At 50.6% G+C, this 19,746-nt stretch carries 11 protein-coding genes and 1 pseudogene; 2 read left to right on the top strand and 10 right to left on the bottom strand.

Going from position 1 to position 19,746, the window contains the following annotated elements; translation table 11 throughout:
- Window positions 1-68: 68 nt before the first annotated feature.
- The 10 genes and pseudogenes from ABV298_RS08160 to ABV298_RS08205 form a co-directional block, all read right to left on the bottom strand.
- Window positions 69-2,525, bottom strand: a complete 2,457-nt coding sequence (locus ABV298_RS08160; protein ID WP_353721657.1) for an ABC transporter permease — start codon at window positions 2,523-2,525, stop codon at window positions 69-71.
- A 194-nt stretch (window positions 2,526-2,719) separates the two neighbouring features.
- Window positions 2,720-3,040: a DUF5615 family PIN-like protein gene (locus ABV298_RS08165; RefSeq protein ID WP_353721658.1), complete on the bottom strand. Its 321-nt coding sequence runs from the start codon at window positions 3,038-3,040 to the stop codon at window positions 2,720-2,722.
- Window positions 3,037-3,264: a DUF433 domain-containing protein gene (locus ABV298_RS08170; RefSeq protein WP_353721659.1), complete on the bottom strand. Its 228-nt coding sequence runs from the start codon at window positions 3,262-3,264 to the stop codon at window positions 3,037-3,039. The genes ABV298_RS08165 and ABV298_RS08170 overlap by 4 nt, the downstream gene beginning before the upstream one ends.
- A gap of 49 nt (window positions 3,265-3,313) precedes the next feature.
- Window positions 3,314-5,626, bottom strand: coding sequence for an ABC transporter permease (locus ABV298_RS08175; protein ID WP_353721660.1), 2,313 nt, complete (start codon window positions 5,624-5,626; stop codon window positions 3,314-3,316).
- Between the two features lie 88 nt (window positions 5,627-5,714).
- A complete protein-coding gene (locus ABV298_RS08180; RefSeq protein ID WP_353721661.1) occupies window positions 5,715-8,099 on the bottom strand; it encodes an ABC transporter permease in 2,385 nt (794 codons plus the stop codon).
- Window positions 8,100-8,149: 50 nt separating this feature from the next.
- Window positions 8,150-10,511 (bottom strand): annotated as a pseudogene (locus ABV298_RS08185) (ABC transporter permease).
- Between the two features lie 86 nt (window positions 10,512-10,597).
- Window positions 10,598-13,030 (bottom strand): ABC transporter permease, encoded by a 2,433-nt coding sequence (locus tag ABV298_RS08190; protein WP_353721662.1) that lies wholly within the window; start codon window positions 13,028-13,030, stop codon window positions 10,598-10,600.
- A gap of 12 nt (window positions 13,031-13,042) precedes the next feature.
- Window positions 13,043-13,657, bottom strand: a complete 615-nt coding sequence (locus tag ABV298_RS08195) for a hypothetical protein (protein ID WP_353721663.1) — start codon at window positions 13,655-13,657, stop codon at window positions 13,043-13,045.
- Between the two features lie 136 nt (window positions 13,658-13,793).
- Window positions 13,794-14,471 carry an ABC transporter ATP-binding protein gene (locus ABV298_RS08200; RefSeq protein ID WP_353721664.1) on the bottom strand — a complete coding sequence of 226 codons (678 nt, stop codon included), beginning with the start codon at window positions 14,469-14,471 and terminating at the stop codon, window positions 13,794-13,796.
- A 200-nt stretch (window positions 14,472-14,671) separates the two neighbouring features.
- The gene (locus ABV298_RS08205; protein ID WP_353723155.1) at window positions 14,672-15,919 is read right to left on the bottom strand and encodes an efflux RND transporter periplasmic adaptor subunit; all 1,248 of its coding nucleotides are present in this window, start codon (window positions 15,917-15,919) and stop codon (window positions 14,672-14,674) included.
- 371 nt (window positions 15,920-16,290) lie between these two features.
- On the opposite strand from ABV298_RS08205, the gene ABV298_RS08210 reads away from it, so the two are divergent.
- Window positions 16,291-17,661, top strand: a complete 1,371-nt coding sequence (locus ABV298_RS08210; protein WP_353721665.1) for a sigma-54 dependent transcriptional regulator — start codon at window positions 16,291-16,293, stop codon at window positions 17,659-17,661.
- A gap of 104 nt (window positions 17,662-17,765) precedes the next feature.
- The gene (locus tag ABV298_RS08215) at window positions 17,766-19,712 is read left to right on the top strand and encodes a beta-L-arabinofuranosidase domain-containing protein (RefSeq protein ID WP_353721666.1); all 1,947 of its coding nucleotides are present in this window, start codon (window positions 17,766-17,768) and stop codon (window positions 19,710-19,712) included.
- Window positions 19,713-19,746: the final 34 nt, after the last annotated feature.

A 19,746-nucleotide genomic window follows, 5' to 3' on the forward strand; every position in this document is an offset into this window, starting at 1 on the left:
GGAAGAGGAAAGGGAAAAAGGAGAACAGGAAACTCCTTTCCTCCACCCTTCCGTTCCTCCTTCCTCCGTCATTCCGTTTTCAATGATTTCACAGGATTTGTAATGGCCGCTTTGATAGCTTGTGTACTCACCGTTAGCAACGCAATGATCACCGCCAATGCGCCTGCCCCGGCAAACATCCACCATTGCAAGCTGATCTTGTATGCAAAATCGGCGAGCCAGCGGTTCATGAGGTACCAGGTGAGCGGCGTTGCAATGATGATAGAAATAACAACCAGTTTCACAAAATCGCCGGACAACAGCCCTACAATACTCGTCACGGAGGCCCCGAGTACTTTTCGTACGCCTATTTCCTTGATACGCTGCTGGGCCGCAAATGCCGCTAACCCAAACAGCCCGAGGCAGGAAATCAGGATAGAAATGACAGTGAATGCGTTGACGAGCCTTGAAGTGCGTGCATCGGCGGCATAATTCTTCTGGAAATCCTCATCGAGAAATGAGTACGCAAACGGTTCGTCAGGTACAAGCGACTTCCATTTACCTTCTATAAATGGCAGCACGGCAGCTGCATCTTTTCCGTTGATATGTGCGATCAGGTAGTTGTAGCTGGGGTTCATATTCAGAAAAAAGGCATATGGTTCTATGACCTTATGCAAATCCTGAAAATGAAAGTCCTTCACGACGCCTACCACCTCCACCGAGCCTGGCGTATCGCCGCCGTTATTGAAGAGGAACTTCTGCCCTACCGCCTTGTTCAAAGGAACGTCAAATTTGCGTAGCGTAGCCTCGTTAACGACAATTTTATAATTCGTATCAGCCGGAAATTCCTTTGAGAACATGCGGCCCGCAACCGGTTTGAAACCCATCGTTTCCATAAAATCCGGCGCCACCCAGTTGGTTTTGATAAGATTATCGTCATTTACGGTCTGCCCTGGTAAATAAACCGACATATCGCTGGGATTGAGAATGCCGGGGTAATAGGCTGTGCCCGATGCAGCCGATATCCGGCTATCCTGTAAAAGTTCGTTTTTCAATGCCGTATAGGCCTGTCGCGCCTCCTGGCTTCGGAACGGGATCACGATCTGCTGGTCTTTTGTAAAGCCGAGCGGCTGATTCTTCATAAAACGTATCTGCCCCTGAATCACAATGGTAGCGACTACCAAACCAATCGAAATCACAAACTGGAACACCACCAGCCCACGGCGGAGCGTTGTGGCCGATACCGAATTGACAAACCGGCCTTTGATTACATCCAGCGGATTGAATACCGACAGGTAAAATGCCGGGTAACTTCCCGCAAGCAAACCGGTAACCAACGCCAGCAGCACAAATCCGCCGACTATCTTCGGTTGCAAAAGATCGTGTACATCAAGCGATTTGTCGGCAAGCTGATTGAAGAATGGCAATAGCAGGACCACAAGCGTTACAGCGATCGCCAGTCCGAGCAGCGTAAGCACCATGGATTCGCCAAGGAACTGACCTACCAGACTGCCCTTGCCGGCGCCCATCACCTTGCGCATGCCTACCTCAGCCGCCCGCTTCGCGGAGCGTGCAGTGGCCAGGTTCATGAAATTGATGCAGGCGATCAGTAAAGTAAATACAGCGATACACCCCAGCACATAAAGGTAGGTCGGGCTGGTTGTCGAGCTGACGATGCGGTCGATCTGGCTAAAAAGGTGAATATCCCGAACGGGAAGCAATGCCAGTTTCTTGTCATATCCGGCGATTTTAAGGTCTTTACGCGCATATTTTTCGATGAAAGCCGGCAATTTCGCTTCGAATGCCGCCGCATCGGTACCCGGCCTGAGGCGCAGGTAATGGTAAAACATGTTATTGTTGGTAAAGTTGAGGTCAGGCTGCCGTAGGTAATCGCCTATCCAGCCTACCTGGAATGTCACGAAGTAATGGGCGTCGATATGTGAACGTGCGCTTTCATCGCGGAAAACGCCCGTTACCTTGAAATTCTCGTTATGACCGGTCTTTCCGCCGACCTTCACGGTACGGTTCAGCGCGGGCGTATTTCCGAAAAGTTTATGTGCCAGCACGTTCGAAAGTACGATGGAATGCGGATCGTTAAGCGCAGTCCGTTGGTCGCCTTCCAGAAATTGGTAAGTAAAAACATCGAAGAATGTCGAATCGACGTGCGTCCCCTTGGTTTCATAGAACGACAGCGGGTCTTTGCCGGGTTGCTCGACCGTCAGCAATGCCTTGTCTTCCAGAAAATTTTGCCAGAGGCGGGTTACCTGCACAACTTCGGGGTATTCCGCCTTCAACGCGTGGGCGTAAGGCGCCGGCGCGCGGGGGTTATCCATTTTCTCTCCATTCGGCTGAACGTTCTCAGAACGCACCAGATAGAGATCATTAACGTGCTCCTGATGTTTGTCGAACGAAACCTCGCTCAGAATGTAAAGCAGCAGAAGCATGCAACAGGCCATCCCGACCGACAGGCCGAAGACGTTAATAACAGAGAACATCTTGTTTTTCAAGACGTTCCTCCAAGCAATTTTCAGATAGTTTTGGATCATGGCCGGGTAAGGGATTGCATTCCGGCATTGTAGAATGAATAATTATACCAAGCCTTTAATTTGCCTTAAAAATACTAATAATCAGAACATTAAATTGAATATAACGCAACAAGAGTGTCCGAAACCGGACACTCTTGTTCATTATTGTAAAGCGAAATTAGTTTAGAAGCAGCAACCTGATCTTCGATTTTTGATCAAATAAGGTTATCAGACATCAAAAAGCTACTGTAATCATGGAAACATTTCAATACAGTTGGTCCGATAGCTTCGGGTAATATGTTCTGACTTCGAATCTGAAAAACACTGGGAGCTTTCGCATTCGTCGCTGCCAGAATCGCGCCGAAATCAAGGTCGTGGGTGAAGACCACGAAGTCATTCCGTTTCGCGTATTCGAAAATTATTCTATCCGGATCGGTAGCTTTCCCTATTTCGGACCAGTGCTTCGATACGATTGCATTTTCAGCAAAGTACTGCACCCAAACCGGCGACAGATTCATATCGATGAGTACTTTCACGCGGCTTCGAACGGAATTTCTATTTCATCTGCGCGCCACGCTGCGTATGCCAGTGCCTCACTGATATCTTCCGCTTCGAGGTACGGATAAAATTTCTGCACTTCGTTAAAACTCCTGCCCGATGCAATCAGTCCTACAATCGTTCCTACGGTCACTCGCATTCCTCTGATGCAAGGCTTCCCTCCCATAACATTAGGGTCAAAAGTGATTCTATTCCATTCCATAAGCCATTTTTTCTTAAAGTTACGGAATATCCCTCAATCAGGTGCCTGTCTACTCACTCCGCAAACTCTTAACCGGATCGGCCAGCGCGGCTTTGATTCCCTGAAAGCCTACCGTCGCGATTGTCAGTGCAAGAGCGCCCAGTGCTACCAGTCCGAAAACGTACCAGGGCAGATGGACGTGGTATTCGAAACTGGCCAGATATTTGATGACAAAGCTGTACGCCAGCGGCAAGCCGATCAGGAGGGCGATCACCAGCAATATCACGAAATCCCGCGAAAGGAGAACGGCGATGCCCCGCACATTGGCGCCGAGGACTTTCCGTATACCGATTTCCTTCGTCCGTTTGCTCGCCGCCAGCGAAATCAGGCCGAATATGCCCGCGAACGCTATCACGATGGCCAGCAAGGTCACAAAGTTGACCATCTTCCAGATACCATCGAGGTCATTATATTGCTTGCTCAATTCTTCCTGCATATAGAAATATTGAAACGGACGTTTGGAAGGTATTTTCTTCATATCCCTTTCCAGGTCACTCAAAACTTCCCTGGCCTGTTTAATGTCCGCGAATTTCAGGGTGAGGTAACTCCTCAGGCCCGGAGGGCCGTCGTACCAGTGCAGCAACGGCTCAATCCGCTCTTTCAGGGGACCGTAATGGAAGTCTTTCATCACGCCCACCACCGTGTAAACGTCCGAATTATTACCTTGCCGGAGCCGTTTCCCTACGGCCGATGTCCATCCGAAAGCTTTCCGCGCCGCCTCGTTGATAACCACCGGATGGTGCTCGCCCTTTCCATCCAGATCTTCTGAAAAATCCCTTCCCTCGATCATCCGGATACCGTACGTACGGGCATAACCGGTACTCGTTCCGACGTGGCGCAGGCGGACGTCCTTTGGTTCCGTTCCTTCGGGCGTATAAATATTGTAATTACTCCAGTAACGTGTCGGAACAATACTGGAGGTGGCAACGCTTTCGATCCTGGAATTCTGCTTCAACCCGTTCAAAATCGGAACAAATTGCGCCGTGGCCGCATTCCGGTCTTTGTATTGGAGGTCAGACGACACCACCACGATGTTCTCTCCCCGAAACCCCGTGTCGGCCCGCCGCATATAATCGATCTGCCAGCGAACCGCAATGGCCCCCACCACCAGGATAACGGCGATCACGAGCTGCACGACGATCAATGTTCCCTGCGTCCAGTTTCTGGAAGCGGGTTTTCCGGATAATTTTCCTTTTAATGTGTCCCGCAGGTCCAGCCTGTTCAGGTAAGCGGCCGGAACCGTACCCGCCACGAACGTGATGATGCCGATTATTCCTATCAATGTGAGGAAAGTGGCCGAGTCCTGCTGCCAGTTTACCACCAGCTGCATTCTCCCCTCCCGAAACTCGTTGAATTGCGGTACCAGATACAACACGCCAAACACGATGGCAATCGCCAGCGAAGCCATTAGTACAAGTGCCGACTCCGTCCAGAACTGCGCCAAAATCTGCCGCAACGTCGACCCGGTTACCTTGCGCACCGCTACTTCCTTCGCGCGTGTGAACGACATAGCCGTGTTCAGGTTCACCATGTTGATACTAATGATCAGTACTATGAACAGGGCAATGGTTACCGCGCCGTAGATCATCCAGCGGAAGTTGGGGTTTTCGTAATGGACGTAGTCTTCCAACGGTGCAATGCGGATCTGCCGCTTTTGGCCTTCGGCAGTGAAATGGGTTTTGGCAAATGCGGGAAATTTGGCTTCCAGTTTACCTGGATCGGCGCCCTTGCGCAATTTCAAGTACACGGAAGCAAAAGTGTTATACCAATCGGCGCCGGAAGCAAAATCCGGATTCCCTTCGAGATTGGAAACGGGCAGCAATACCTCGAACTGTATGGAGGAATTTGCGGGAACCGGTTCGAGCACGCCGGTAACGGTAAATGACAGAGAATCCTCCACAACCACATTCTCGCCGACCGGGTTCCGTTCGCCAAACAAGGCCTCCGCCACCTTTTCGTCCAGTACGATCGACTGCTTCCTTTTCAGGGCTGTTGCCGCATTGCCGTATTTCAGTTTGAAGGAAAAAACATCAAAAAACGTGCTGTCGACATATTTTGTATTTTTTTGCAGATCCTTGCCCTTATAATTCAGCCACACATTGTTCCACCCCTGCACGTGGGTCCCGGTTTCAATCTCCGGATACGTTTTGACCATTTGTCCGAGAATAGGATAAACCGTCTGGTTATAGCGGTCTTCCGCGTCGGCTGTCTGCACAAAATAGATGCGGTCGTTGTCCCTATGAAAAGTATCGAATGTGATGCCCCGCTGGATAAAAAGGATCAAAACACCCGCACTGGCCAATCCCAGCGAAAGCCCAAGCAAATTGATTGCCGTAAAAAGCCTGTTCTTCCAGAGCGTGCGGAAAGCGATTTTGAAATAGTTCTTTTAGCATGATGTCCGATTGGATTCTTTATTCCGTTCTTAAAGATTTCACGGGGTCCAGGGTCGCCGCCCTGATACTTTGATAGCTGACCGTCAGAATTGCAATCATAATAGCTAATACCGCCGCCCAGGCGAAATACGCCCATGACATGGAAATACGATAAGGAAAATCCTGCAACCAGGTATTTGCGCCATAATAGGCGATCGGCATTGCGATGATGATCGAGATGGCCACCAGTTTCACAAAATCCGCCGAGAGCAGCGCGGTAATGCTTGTCACCGAAGCGCCGAGCACCTTCCGGATACCGATTTCTTTCACCCGCATTTCGGCGTTGAACGTAGCCAGGCCAAACAACCCGATACACGACACGAAAATCGAGAGTACTGCGGCGAACGTGATCATCTGTTTCCATTTGGCCTCCGATTCGTAACGCCGTAAATTAGCCTCGTCCTCAAACTGGTATTCAAAAGGAAGATTTTTGATATGCTGCCTGAAAATCTTCTCGATGGCCTTCATCGTGGCGGGAATGTCGCCAGAATCCAGTTTCGCAAAAATTGTACCTAACCGGTAACGGGGGTCCTGCGTAAGCACCAACGGCTTGATGGTGTCCTTCAAAGACGCGTAATGATAATCACGGATTACACCGATGATCTTCATTTTCTTTTGCTTCCACTCGAAATCTACCTCCTGCCCGACCGGGTTCTTCAAACCGGCTTCTTTTACAAATGCCTCGTTCACGATGATCGCATCCTCGGGATCGGTAGAAAACGCTTTTGAAAAATTGCGGCCTTTGAGCACCGGAATCTGCAATGTGTTCAGAAAATGGTCGTCCACACCGATATACCCAAAACCGATGGCACGCCCATCGATTTTCGCGCCGGTGCCGTTGTAACTGCCATTAAATGCAGCCACGGAAGCCACTCCGGCGGTATTTCTGAGCTCGTTTTGCATCACTTCCATAACCTCCTTTCCCGGCCCGCCACGTCCCAGACTGAAACTCACCAGGTTCTCGTCGTTGTACCCAAGGTCCTTATTGGTGAGGTATTGAAATTGAGAGTAAATCACAATGGTGCCTATGACAAGGCAAACCGATAAGGCAAACTGAAAAACGACCAGCCCCTTCGTGATGTAATTCTTTTGCGTCAGTTTCGTACGGTTGTACAGCGTGGCAACCGGACTGAAACCGGAAAGCACCAATGCGGGATACATACCGGCAACAAGCCCTGTAACCACGAACAAGGCAATATAGCCCGATACCAGCGTTGTATCCATCAGGTAGGAAAGCGATAGTTGCTTGTTGGCCAATTCGTTAAATACCGGCAACACGATCTGCGTCAAAGCGACCGCCAGCGCAAATGCGATGAACGACAACAAGAACGATTCGCCCATAAACTGGTATATCAGCTGTTTGCGAAGCCCTCCGACCACTTTCCGCACACCGATTTCCTTCGCGCGGTTCAGCGAACGCGCAACGGTCAGGTTTACAAAGTTGATGCAGGCGATCAGAAGAATAAAAATGGCAATCCCGGAGAGAATGTAGGAGTAGATAGGACTGCTGCCATGATCCAGGCCATTGCGCATATCGCCGCTTTCGCTTTGTAAATGCATGTCCAGGAAGGGCATCAGGTCGAATACGACGTGCAATTTCATGTCCCTGTTCTTAGCCATTTCCGCCATCGCCTTGCTCTCCGACACACGGTTCATTTTCGCCACTACCGCATGGTAATCGGCCTTTTCGTGTAGCAGCATAAAGGTGTTCATGTAAAAACCCAGCCATTCGGTGTCTGTCCAGCCCTTTGCCTCCTGGTATTTGAACGGCAGCACGGCGTCGAACTGGATCGATGAGTTTTGCGGGCAGCGTTTGGCCACGCCGGATACCACAAATGGTTCGTACTCATCCCCTATTTTCAGGTTCAGGGTTTGGCCCATCGCATTTTTCGTACCGAAGTATTTTTCAGCCAGGTCTTCGCTCAAAACGATCGAATGTATATCCGACAGTACCGTTTTGGGGTCGCCTGAAAGCAAAGGCATCGAAAAAACAGAGAAAAAGGGTTCGTCCGCAAACAACACGTTCTCCTGCAATACATTATTCCCTTTCCTGACAATAAACGAGCTGCTCTGAGCCCTCACAATTTCCCTGATTTCCGGAATGTCCTGCTTGAAAGTGGGCCCGTGGATTGCATTCGTGCTGCCGAACGTGCGCGTCTCGCGGTCATCCTGACTCGTTACCATTATCCGGTAAAGATGATCCTTGTTTTTATGAAAGCGGTCGAAGCTCACTTCGTCTTTGGTGTAAAGTACGATAAGCATGCAGCAGGTAAGCCCCAGGGACAACCCGGCGATGTTGATCAGCGAGAAAACCTTGTTTCTGGTGAGATTTCGGATAGCGATTCTAAAGTAGTTCCTGATCATGGCTTAAAAAGTAAAAACGGCCCGAATGAACCGCTGTTATTTTGAATGATTTATTCTGATTTCAGTGACTTGACGGGATTCATCAGCGCCGCCTTAATGGCCTGAAAACTTACCGTAAACAAGGCGATTATCAATGCCGCCACACCGGCGACAGCGAAATACCACCATTCCATTTTGATCCGGAAAGCATATTTTTCCAGCCAGCCGTTCAGGAAATACCAGGCGACAGGGAATGCGATGACAGCGGAAATGCCTACCAGTTTCAGGAAATCCGCCGACAGCATCCCCACCAGGTTAGAAACACTCGCGCCCAGCACTTTACGTACACCGATCTCCTTCGTCCGCTGCTCGGCAGTGAATGCGGCCAAACCGAACAGTCCCAGGCAGGAAATGAAGATCGCCAGGAACGCGAAGTAGTTGGAGAGCTTGCTGACGACCGTTTCGGCCTTGTAGAGATTGCCAAATTCCTCGTCCGCAAAATGGTATTTGAAAGGCACACCGGAATTGTAGCGACGGAAGACCTTCTCGAGACTTTCGATAGCCTGCCTGGTTTTACCTGGCTCGGTTCGGATCATACCCACTCCCCAGGCTTCTTTTTTCGGTTGCAGGCTTACGATCAGCGGTTCGATCGCCACATGTAACGAACCGATGTGAAAGTCTTTCATCAAACCGATAATCTTGCCTTTCTTGCCCCACATGGTCAGTTCCTTGCCCACCGGATCGCGGTACCCGATCTTCTTTGCTGCTGCTTCATTGACCAGGTAATTGGTTGTGTCCGTACCGAACGAAGGGCTGAAATCCCGGCCGTCGATCAGTTTAATACCCATGGTTTTGACAAAATCGAAACCAACCGGATTCACATTAAACAGGAGTTGCTTTGTGGTGTCTTTCCCTGGCCAGCTCACACCCATCGTGGAACTGCCGTACGCGAGCGGGCTCGCTTGCGACCGCGCCACCGATTTGATGCCCGGCTCGGCTTCGAGCGCCTGCTTGAATGCATCGAAATTGCTCCCCATCGAATTTTCGATATCCGGAATGTAAAGCAGGTTCTCCTGGTTGAAACCGAGGTTCTTGTGCTGGATATAGTCGATTTGCCTGTAAATGACAATCATGGAGAGAATGAGCAGGATCGATAACCCGAACTGGAACACTACCAGTCCCTGACGGAAATACGTCGCGCTGGGCTTGAATTTCAATGCGCCTTTAAGGATTGTTACGGGGTTAAGCGAAGACATGAACAACGCCGGGTAACTTCCCGCCACCAGACCGGTGATCACCGTCAGCACAAGCAGCAATCCGAGGAACGAGGGATCGAGAAAATCCAGGGCGAGCTGCTTTTCAGTAAGCGCATTGAATCCCGGCAGTAATACCACCACGATCGCGATCGCGACCACCAGTGAAAGCAAGGTGATAAGGATCGACTCCCCCCATAAACTGGCCGACCAGGCTTGTTTTATAAGCCCCGACCACCTTGCGCAGACCAACTTCTTTGGCGCGTTTCACCGAGCGGGCGGTGGCCAGGTTCATGAAGTTGATGCAGGCGATTATCAAAATAAATATCGCCACGATCGTAAACATCCTCACATACTCGATGCGCCCGCCATTTTGCTTGCCGGCTTCCCAGTTCGAATAAAGGTATGATTCTCCGTAATTGATCAGGAACAAGTCTACATTGCTGTCCTTGTTTTTCGTTTTGATATAACCCTTGATCTTCGCATTGACCTTATTTATGTCGGCGTTCTTCGTCAGCAGCACAACACAGCGCGGACCGTTATTACCCCATTCCTTAGCCCATTCCGCACCTTTGAGCCACCGGTCATAACTCATCAGAAAGTCGAATTTCATGGACGAATACCGCGGGATTTCTTCCAGTACCCCCGTAACCACCACATCGTCCTTATTATCGACACGCATCGCTTTTCCTACCGGATCCTGACCTTTGAAGTATTTATCGGCTAGCTTTTGCGAAATCACGATGCCATCCGGGCGTTTCAGGGCCGTCCGGGCGTCGCCCTGTTTGAGTTTAAAAGAGAACATGTTCAGGAAATCTCCCTGCACATACCGTCCCTTTTCATTGTCAAATACATTTCCAGCCCTCAAAACCGGCTGCATTTCCCAGAGTATCTGACTGGCTTTTTCGATCTCGGGAATATCCTTCACGATATTCTCCGCCAGAATCCCCGGTGTCGCCGCGTAGGTATTGATCGCGCCCGAATAATGCTGGTTCTCCATCACCGAGTAGAGTCGCGCATCGTTCTCATGGAACCGATCCATCTTGATCTCGTCCTGCACCCAAAGCATGATCAGCAGGCTGCAAGCCATCCCCAGGGCCAGCCCCAGGATATTGACGGAACTAAACGTCTTGTTTTTCAACAAATTCCGCCAGGCAATTTTCAGATAATTTCTAAGCATAGGAAATAGGATTAACGGCTTCCTGCAAGAGCGGGCAGCGAGTGGCGTATATATGATTTCTATTTAAATATCGGATAACGACTACCTCACTCCGATTTCAACGACTTCACAGGGTTCGTCAGCGCGGCCTTGATACTCTGAAAACTTACCGTGACCAATGCAATAACAATCGCCAGCACTCCCGCGGCGGCGAACATCCACCAGGCAAGATCAACATGGTAGGCAAAATCGTTCAGCCAGAGGTTCATACCGAACCATGCTATGGGGCTGCCGATAACAATGGCAATGACGATCAGCTTTATAAACTCTTTGGACAACAGCGCAACAATGTTGACAACACTCGCGCCCAGCACTTTGCGGACACCGATTTCCTTTGTGCGCCGCTCTGCCGTAAAGGCCGACAACCCGAACAGGCCCAGACAGCCAATGATGACCGAGATGGTGGCGAATGTGATAAATATTTGACCTACACGCTGTTCGCTACGATAAACATTGTCGAAATCTTCATCCATGAACCGGTAATTGAAAGGCTGGCCGGGTGCCATTTTCTTCCAAAGCGCCTCTACCTGCTTCACTGTGCGGGGAGCGTCGCCGCCTTTCATGCGGAATACAACGGAGCCGGAGCTTTTGTAAAGGATCAGACTCAGAGCGCCGATGTTTTTTCGCAGCGACTCGAAATGAAAGTTTTTTACGACTCCGATAATCGTGTAATCGACCCGCTTTGTCAATTCGGCGTCCTCATAACCGAATATTTTCTTTCCTACGGGATTCGCATAACCCAGCACTTTTGCTGCGGCTTCATTGATCACAATTCCCGCAGAATCGGACGGAAACTCTTTTGCAAAAGCGCGGCCGCTGGCCATCTGCAGGCCCATTGTTTTCACAAAATCATAATCGACTGCCCACTTCTGCATATTAATGCCTTTATCCTGCTGCATTTGACCGACCGGGAAAAAAGTGTGGTCGGTACGCGAAGACGGTGTAGGCAGGAAGCTCGTCACTGTGGCACTTTCCACGTTCGGAAGCATTAAAACCTGTTCTTTGAACGCCTTCACCTGATTATCCAACGCATAAGCGTCGTTTACGATCAGCATTTGATCCTTGTTGAAGCCGAGTTTCTTGGTTTGGATGTAGTTAAGCTGGCGATAAATAACGCCGGTACCGACGATCAGCATTACAGAAATCACAAACTGGAACACAACCAGGGCATTGCGCAGATATCCGCTGCCCCTGCCTTCCTGCTCGATGGTGTTTTTCAAGACCTTCAACGGTTTGAATGCCGACAGAAAAAATGCGGGATAGCTTCCGGCCAAAACACCTACTACGGTGCCGGTCAGCACTAATATCAGCCAAAACCACGGGTTCGTTATCGGAAACCCGATCTGCTTGCTCGCCAGATTGTTGAACAGCGGCAATGCAAGATAAGCGATGAGCATTCCGAGTGCCAGCGAGAAGAAACTCAGCATCACCGACTCCGTCAGAAACTGGCTTACCAGCGATGAGCGCTCCGAGCCTAATGCCTTGCGAACGCCTACTTCCTTCGCGCGGTTAGCGGAACGCGCCGTGGCGAGGTTCATGAAATTCACACACGCAATCGCCAGCAGAAAAACGGCTACGACGGCAAAAATATAAACGTACTGGATATTGCCATTTGCATTGATCTCCGCCGTACGGTCGGAATGCAGGTGAATGTCGGTGAGAGGCAACAACGTATATTTCAGATAACTGCCCGATTTCCGTAGATCTTCGAGCGACGCGCCCAGAAACCCTTGCAGCCATTTGGAAGTATATTTTTGAAGGACCGTTTCGAAATTTCTCTCGAACTGCGCAGGATCGATCCCTTTCCGGAGCAATAAATAGGTATTAAAATTATGACTTCCCCAGTCGTTCTGCCGGCTGGCTTCATAGGTGCTCATAGAAAGCAACATGTTGAGATCACGCATGTGCGAGCGCTTTGGCAAATCTTTCATGACACCGGTAACGGTATACGTTTCTTTACCGTCGATCAACAATCCTTTTCCGATAGGGTTTTCCTTTCCGAAATATTTCTTTGCATCGGTTTCCGAGATGACCACCGCATGCGGTTCGGTCAGTGCCTTCTCGGGATTGCCCGACAGCAAGGGCACCGAAAACACTTTGAAAAAGGTAGAGTCGGCAAAGAACACATGCTCTTCTTTGAGGTTTTCGGTAGCATTGGTGCGTCTCACCAGCTGGCTGCCGTTTTCACGCAAACGCACCACCTGCTCAACCTGCGGGTAGTCCTTCTTTAATGTAAATGCAAGCGGATCTGGCGCCACTGCAAGCGACATGTCGGCACCGCCGAAACGGATATCTGCATTGACCCGGTAAATACGGTCTGCATTTGCGAATGAACGGTCATACCCCAGTTCGTCGATCACGTAAAGCGTAATGAGCAGGCAACTTGCCAGCCCGAACGACAAACCGAATATGTTCAGACCCGAGTAAAACTTGTGTTTACGCAGGTTCCGCCAGGCAATTTTGAGATAATTTTTCAGCATTATTCCAAGCATTTATATTTCCATGCCGTTCCCCGGCAAGCCCATCTCGCTTTCGAAATTTTCGACGATCCGCTGCCGCTCTTTCTCCGATTTATCGGCGGCGTTCACCGTCTTTTCATAGATGTACTCGTCCCCGTTTTTCACAAACCGGTATTTGATAAACATTTCACCGGTCTCGGAGTTGTAGCGGACGTGTTTGGAAAAACCTTTCGGAGCGTTTGATGCCGGCTCCCGGATAAAACCTTTGCCCGACGACACTATTTCGGCATTCACTTCATTCGACGAGAATGCCATCGGTTCCGACGAGGGAGGAGCAGGAGGCACCGGTGGTTTGGGCAAAACCGCCACAGCCGATTCACTACCGATTCCTTTGGGAGCCGGCAAATCCAGATTTCCCTCGGCAATGGACGACAATACGCACTCGCGTAACGCTTCGCGTTCTTCCTTGCTCATACCTTCGACATCAAAAGACTTGTCGATGTTCACTTCCCGGCCGTCGAGCGTCCCGGAGATTTTGATGGATAATTTTTTCCCGTCGTCGTCGATACTGCGGCTGAGATAAGATCTTTTCTGGGCGATGGCCAGCGTGCTTACGCCGGCCAAAAGGATGGTTAGGATTTTCTTCATGGTTAGATTTGGCATATTGTATAAACTGGCTTCGATACCGGGCTTGCCCCGGAGGCCCCCCGCATTGCATTCCAGGGGTGCTTGGCCCCGCATCAAAAGTTCCCGCTATAAAGCCACGCCAATAGCCGGAGAATTTCTAAACATGTATTTTCTCAGTCACAATCTTACCGTCGAAGAGGTTCACGATGCGATGGGCAAAACCGGCATCGTAAGGTGAGTGCGTTACCATCAGGATGGTCGTGCCGCCCGCATTCAGCTGGCTGAGCAGGTTCATTACTTCTTCCCCGTTTTTCGAGTCGAGGTTACCGGTAGGCTCATCGGCCAGGATTGTCTTAGGATTCGCGACCACGGCACGCGCGATGGCCGTACGTTGTTGCTGTCCCCCCGAAAGCTGCTGCGGGAAGTGGTTGCGGCGGTGCATCATGTTCATGCGGGTCAAGGCCGCTTCCACTTTTTCTTTCCGTTCTGCCGGAGGGGTTTTCAGGTACAGCAAAGGCAGTTCCACGTTTTCATAGACCGTCAACTCGTCGATCAGGTTGAAGCTCTGGAACACGAAACCGATGTTACCCTTGCGGATCTGCGCACGCTGGCGTTCCGACATTTTGGCAACCTCTGTTCCGTAAAACTCGTACGAGCCTTCACTGGGGTTGTCGAGCAACCCGAGGATATTCAACAAGGTCGATTTTCCGCAACCGGAAGGTCCCATGATAGCGACGAACTCGCCATCCTTGATTTCCAGGTCGATACCGTTCAGGGCTGTGGTTTCTACTTCTTCGGTAGAAAATACCTTGTGCATGTTGCTAATCTTGATCATTTGGTTTTTCTGGCTTTCGGCTTCGGCACTCGGCTGTCTGCGTGGTTTATGATAAATTGTAGGGATTTAATTTAACTTCGGCTTTCGGCCTTGGTTATGGTAATTCTTTGAATTTAGGCCTGAGGCCCGGTTTTATGACAAGTTCAGTATTAAGTCATCGTTGTAAAAGCCGACAGCCGAAAGCCGACGGCCCAAGTCGTCTAAAACTCCAGAACCTCATTATCTCCAAAGTTCTCGTACGAGCTGGTGATGACCTTTTCACCTGGTTTCAGGCCTTCGAGGACCTCGAAATATTCGGGATTTTTGCGACCGAGCGTGATGTTACGCTTCACGGCGCGTTTTCCGTCTTCACTAACCACATACACCCAGTTTCCGCCTGTTTCCGAGAAGAAACCTCCCGATGGCAGCAGCGTAGCCTGCGAAGGCTGGCCGAGTTGCAGGCGGATCGGCGCCGATTGACCGCGCTTGATCAGCTCCGGTGCCCCTTTATCGAACTGCATATCTACTTCGAACCGGCCGCTCAGTACTTCTGGATAGATTTTGATGATTTTCAAACCGTAATCCTTCCCATTGAACTCCATCGAGCCCTGTAACCCTACGAAAATTCTCGAAATGTAATGTTCATCCACGCTCACACGCATTTTGAAACCGTTCAGGTCGTCGATCTGACCGATATTCTGCCCCTGGTTGATATTCGAGCCCACCTCCACATTCATGGACGACAACAGACCCGATACCGGCGCTTTTACCACGAGGTTATCCAGCGTCTGCCGCCACAGGCTCACGTTTTTCTGGGTATTGGCCAGTGTTCCTTCCAGTTGTGAAATCTGCATCCTCGCGTTCTCTTCCTGGTATTTCTGCGATTCGATCTCGATCTCGCGCTGCCTTACCAGCTTTTCGTAGTCACGTTTGGTTTTCAGGTAATCGGCTTCCGGAATAACCTTGTCTTTGTACAGTTTCACATTCCGTTCGTGTGCGTCTTTGGCCTGATCGAGCTGAAAATCGAGGTCGCTCAATGTCTTTTGAAGTGTAAACCGCGCCACTTTCAAGTTCTGCCGGGTATTTTGAAGATCGTTTACCAGGCGGCTGGCCTCCGTTTCCGATTGGAGGAAGCTCAGTTTCAGGCTCTGGTTTTCCAGGCGAAGCAGAATGTCGCCCTGTTTCACCATGTTACCGCCTTCGATCAGTTTTTCAGTTACATAACCACCCACGATCGCATCTAGCTGGATAGTCTTGAGTGGTTGGACAACCCCGGTTACGACGATAAATTCATCAAATTTGCCTTGCTTGACGGTCGAAACTGTCAGTTTGTCCTGCTCTACATTCAGCTTGCTTCTTTTATCTGCGAAAAAGAACTGATAGATCAGGAACGTTGCCAGCAAAACGCTACCGCCGATGATGCTGATGCGTTTGGTATTCCAGAATTTCTTGGGTTTGACTCTGTCCATGGATGATCCTCCGGAAAAACCGTTGCCAGTGCTCGTCGAGTTAGGTGTCTTAACTTCCATTATATGTTAGTGATTGAGTTCGCGTTTGTATTCGGCTTTTACAATCCAATCACTATGCCAAAGCAGGCAATACCCTTTAACCGTTTGAATATCAATAATATTTATATTCCAAACAAGCCTCATGATGTCCGTTATCGGACAACTTTGTTCGGGCGCGGACAAGCGTCTTTTCCTCCTCTTTTTAGGTAAAATAGTGACATTTTAGCTTTGTAGGAAATAATATTTGAAATTGCCTCCTTATCTTGACAAACAATTCCGTTTAGTCCGTATCCGGCAGTGTTAACCCGCCTGCGCACCACAAGAAAACAGCCATGCTACTCTCAGAAGCCAAGATCCTGATTATCGACGACGATGTTGACGTACTCAGTGCCGCCAAACTTTTACTGAAACGCCACGCCAAGACCGTCGACATTGAAAAGAATCCGCAAAAACTGCCATTTCTCGTCACCAACGGCGATTACAACCTGATCCTGCTCGACATGAACTTCACCCGCGACGTGAACAGCGGCCGTGAGGGTTTCCACTGGCTCGATCGTATCCTGGACATTAACCCCGCCGCGAAAGTGATCATGATCACGGCTTATGGCGATATCGAAATGGCGATCAGGGCCATCAAGGCCGGAGCCATCGATTTTGTCCTGAAACCCTGGGAAAACGACAAATTGCTCGCGACGATCGGTACGGCACTCGAAGGAGGCAAGGACAAAGTGGTGCCCGTACCGGAGGAAAAAGCGAAGGACGATAACAAGAAGAATAACAAGGCGGCCGTCGACACCATTGTGGCAACGAGCGACAGCATGCGGCAAGTGCTTCTCACCGCCGAACGCGTGGCCTCCACCGATGCCAATGTGCTCATTCTGGGCGAGAACGGCACAGGCAAAACGCAACTCGCGAAGTATGTGCATCAGCATTCCAGGCGAGCAGACAAACCTTTCGTGGCCGTCGACCTGGGGGCAATCAGCGAAACGCTTTTCGAAAGCGAGCTGTTTGGACACGTGAAAGGCGCATTTACCGACGCCAAAGAAGACCGTGCCGGCCGGTTCGAAGAAGCGAAAGGCGGTACCATTTTCCTCGACGAGATCGGCAACCTCACGTTATCCTTGCAGGCCAAATTGCTCACAGTAATCCAGGAACGCAAAGTGACGCGCGTCGGCTCCAACAAGCCTATTGCCCTCGACGTCCGGCTGATCTGTGCGACGAATATGAATATCGAGAAGATGGTTACCGAAAAAACATTCCGGCAGGATTTGCTTTACCGGATCAACACCATCGAGCTCGAACTGCCCCCCCTACGCGACAGGCCCGAGGATATCAGCGCGCTCGCCGATTATTATCTCAAACAATACGCCAGGAAATACAACCGGCCCGTCAACGATATCAGCAATGCGCTGGTAAAAAAAATGCAGCAGTACAACTGGCCGGGCAACATCCGCGAATTACAGCATGCCGTAGAACGGGCGGTAATCCTTTCTCAGGAAAAAACCTTGCAACCTGACGACCTTTTCCTCAAAAGTTCGGCCGGGCAGCCGGCTACCGCCACCGGTTTCGACCTCGAAGACATGGAAAAAAATATGATCATCAAGGCATTGAAACGCTTCAACGGAAACATCACCGACGCCGCCCGTGAGCTGGGACTCAGCCGTGCGGCGCTTTACAGACGTATGGAGAAATACGGTTTGTAGCCAGGGTAGAGCCGCTTCAAGCCCTGCGGAAGTACGGACTTGGCATGTTTTTTGAGTTCAAGTCAAATCATTCAGCTCAATTGCATTCCAATTTTGTACTTCCGATGACCAGATTGCTGCCCCTATTCATTCTTGTTCTTTTCTTTCAATCCGCATTTGCTCAGAACGGCGACATCAGGCCGGTACCACTCAAAAACGTCAAAACTACGCAGGGTTTCTGGCACGACCGTGTGGAACTCGCGCGGGCAGTGACAGTCCCGCATGCTTTGCACCAATGTGAGGAGTCGGGCCGGTTGGATAATTTCGCCATCGCCGGCGGACTGAAAAAAGGCACATTCAAAGGTGCGCGTTTCGACGATTCGGATGTATTCAAAGTTGTCGAAGGTGCCTCGTACGTACTCGCGAACCGTTACGACCCGCAGCTGGACCGTTATCTCGACAGTCTGATCACGCTTTTCATGGCCGCCCAGGAGCCGGACGGCTATCTTTATACTATCCGTACCATCAATAAGGACACCACCGGCTCCTTCGACTGGATTGCCGGTCCTTACCGCTATTCGTTTGAGAACGGGAGCCATGAACTTTATAATGCGGGGCATTTATATGAAGCGGCCGTAGCGCATTATGAAGCAACGGGCAAGAAAACATTGCTGAATGTGGCTATCCGGAATGCCGATCATCTGGTAAAAACAATAGGCCCGAAACCAGGGCAAATGGTGGTAGTGCCGGGCCATGAAGAAACCGAACTCGCGCTGATCCGCCTTTACCGGGTGACCGGCAAAAAGGAATACCTCGACCTCGCCGGGTTCTTCATCGATATGCGCGGCCGTTCCGACAAGCGCGCACTTTTCCTCGACGAGCACAAGCTCGGTCCGGCTTACTTCCAGGATCAGGTGCCATTCGTACGCCAGCGCGAGGCCGTCGGGCACGCGGTACGCGCGCAGTACCTGTATACGGGCGTGGCCGACCTGCTGGCACTCCGTCCCAATCCCGGAAACCAAGCCGCCATCCATGCCATTTGGAATGACGCTACTTACAAAAAGCAGTACATAACCGGCGGAATGGGCGCCCGTGAAGACGGCGAGGCATTCGATAAAGCTTATGTTCTTCCCAACGACAATGCTTATGCCGAAACTTGCGCCGCCATTGCGAACATGCTGTGGAACCACAAAATGTACCTGCTCAGCGGCGAAGCCAAATACATGGATGTATTCGAACGCGTGCTTTACAACGGCTTCCTGGGCGGAATGGGCGTAAAAGGGAACACCTTCTTCTACGTCAACCCGATGTCGTCCAATGGGGTTAACGACTTCAACAAAGGTTCGGGCGCGGTACGGCACGAATGGTTCGGTACCGCCTGCTGCCCGACGAATGTCTCGCGCTTTCTGCCATCCATGCCCGCTTACATGTACGCAACCCGGGGCAATACATTAGTTATCAACCTTTTTGGAGATACGAAAGCAAATATTGCGCTTCCCTCCACGCAAGTACACATCACCCAGCAGACGCAATACCCATGGCAAGGAATCGTCCGCATTCAGGTCGATCCCGAAAAAAGTGCCGCGTTCCCGCTGCATATTCGCATTCCCGGCTGGGCGACCGGCCAGGCTATCCCCGGGGACCTGTACGCCTATGAAAACAAACTGGCCAAACCGGTGGATCTGATGATCAATGGCAGGAAAGCGGAAGCGGTCGTTGAACAGGGTTATCTGAAACTCGACCGCCTGTGGAAAAAAGGCGATATAATCGAACTGTCGCTCGACATGCCGGTGCGAAAGGTGATAGCCAGCGGGCAGCTGAAAAGTAACCAGGGCAAGGTCGCGATCGAGCGCGGGCCGGTACTTTACTGCGCGGAAGGCCACGACAACGGCGGTAAGGCCCTTTCGATAAAAATATCCGGTACACAGGAATTTACACCCGAGTACCGGAAAGAAATGCTCGGCGGCATAAATGTACTGAAATCAACGGAGCAAAATATCACATTGATCCCCTACTATGCCTGGGCAAACCGCGGGGCGAATGAAATGACGGTCTGGTTCGACAAGCAGTAATGCATTAAGCGGCGATGCCCGCGTACCGGGATTG

The organism is Dyadobacter sp. 676, from assembly GCF_040448675.1.
GTDB lineage: Bacteria > Bacteroidota > Bacteroidia > Cytophagales > Spirosomataceae > Dyadobacter.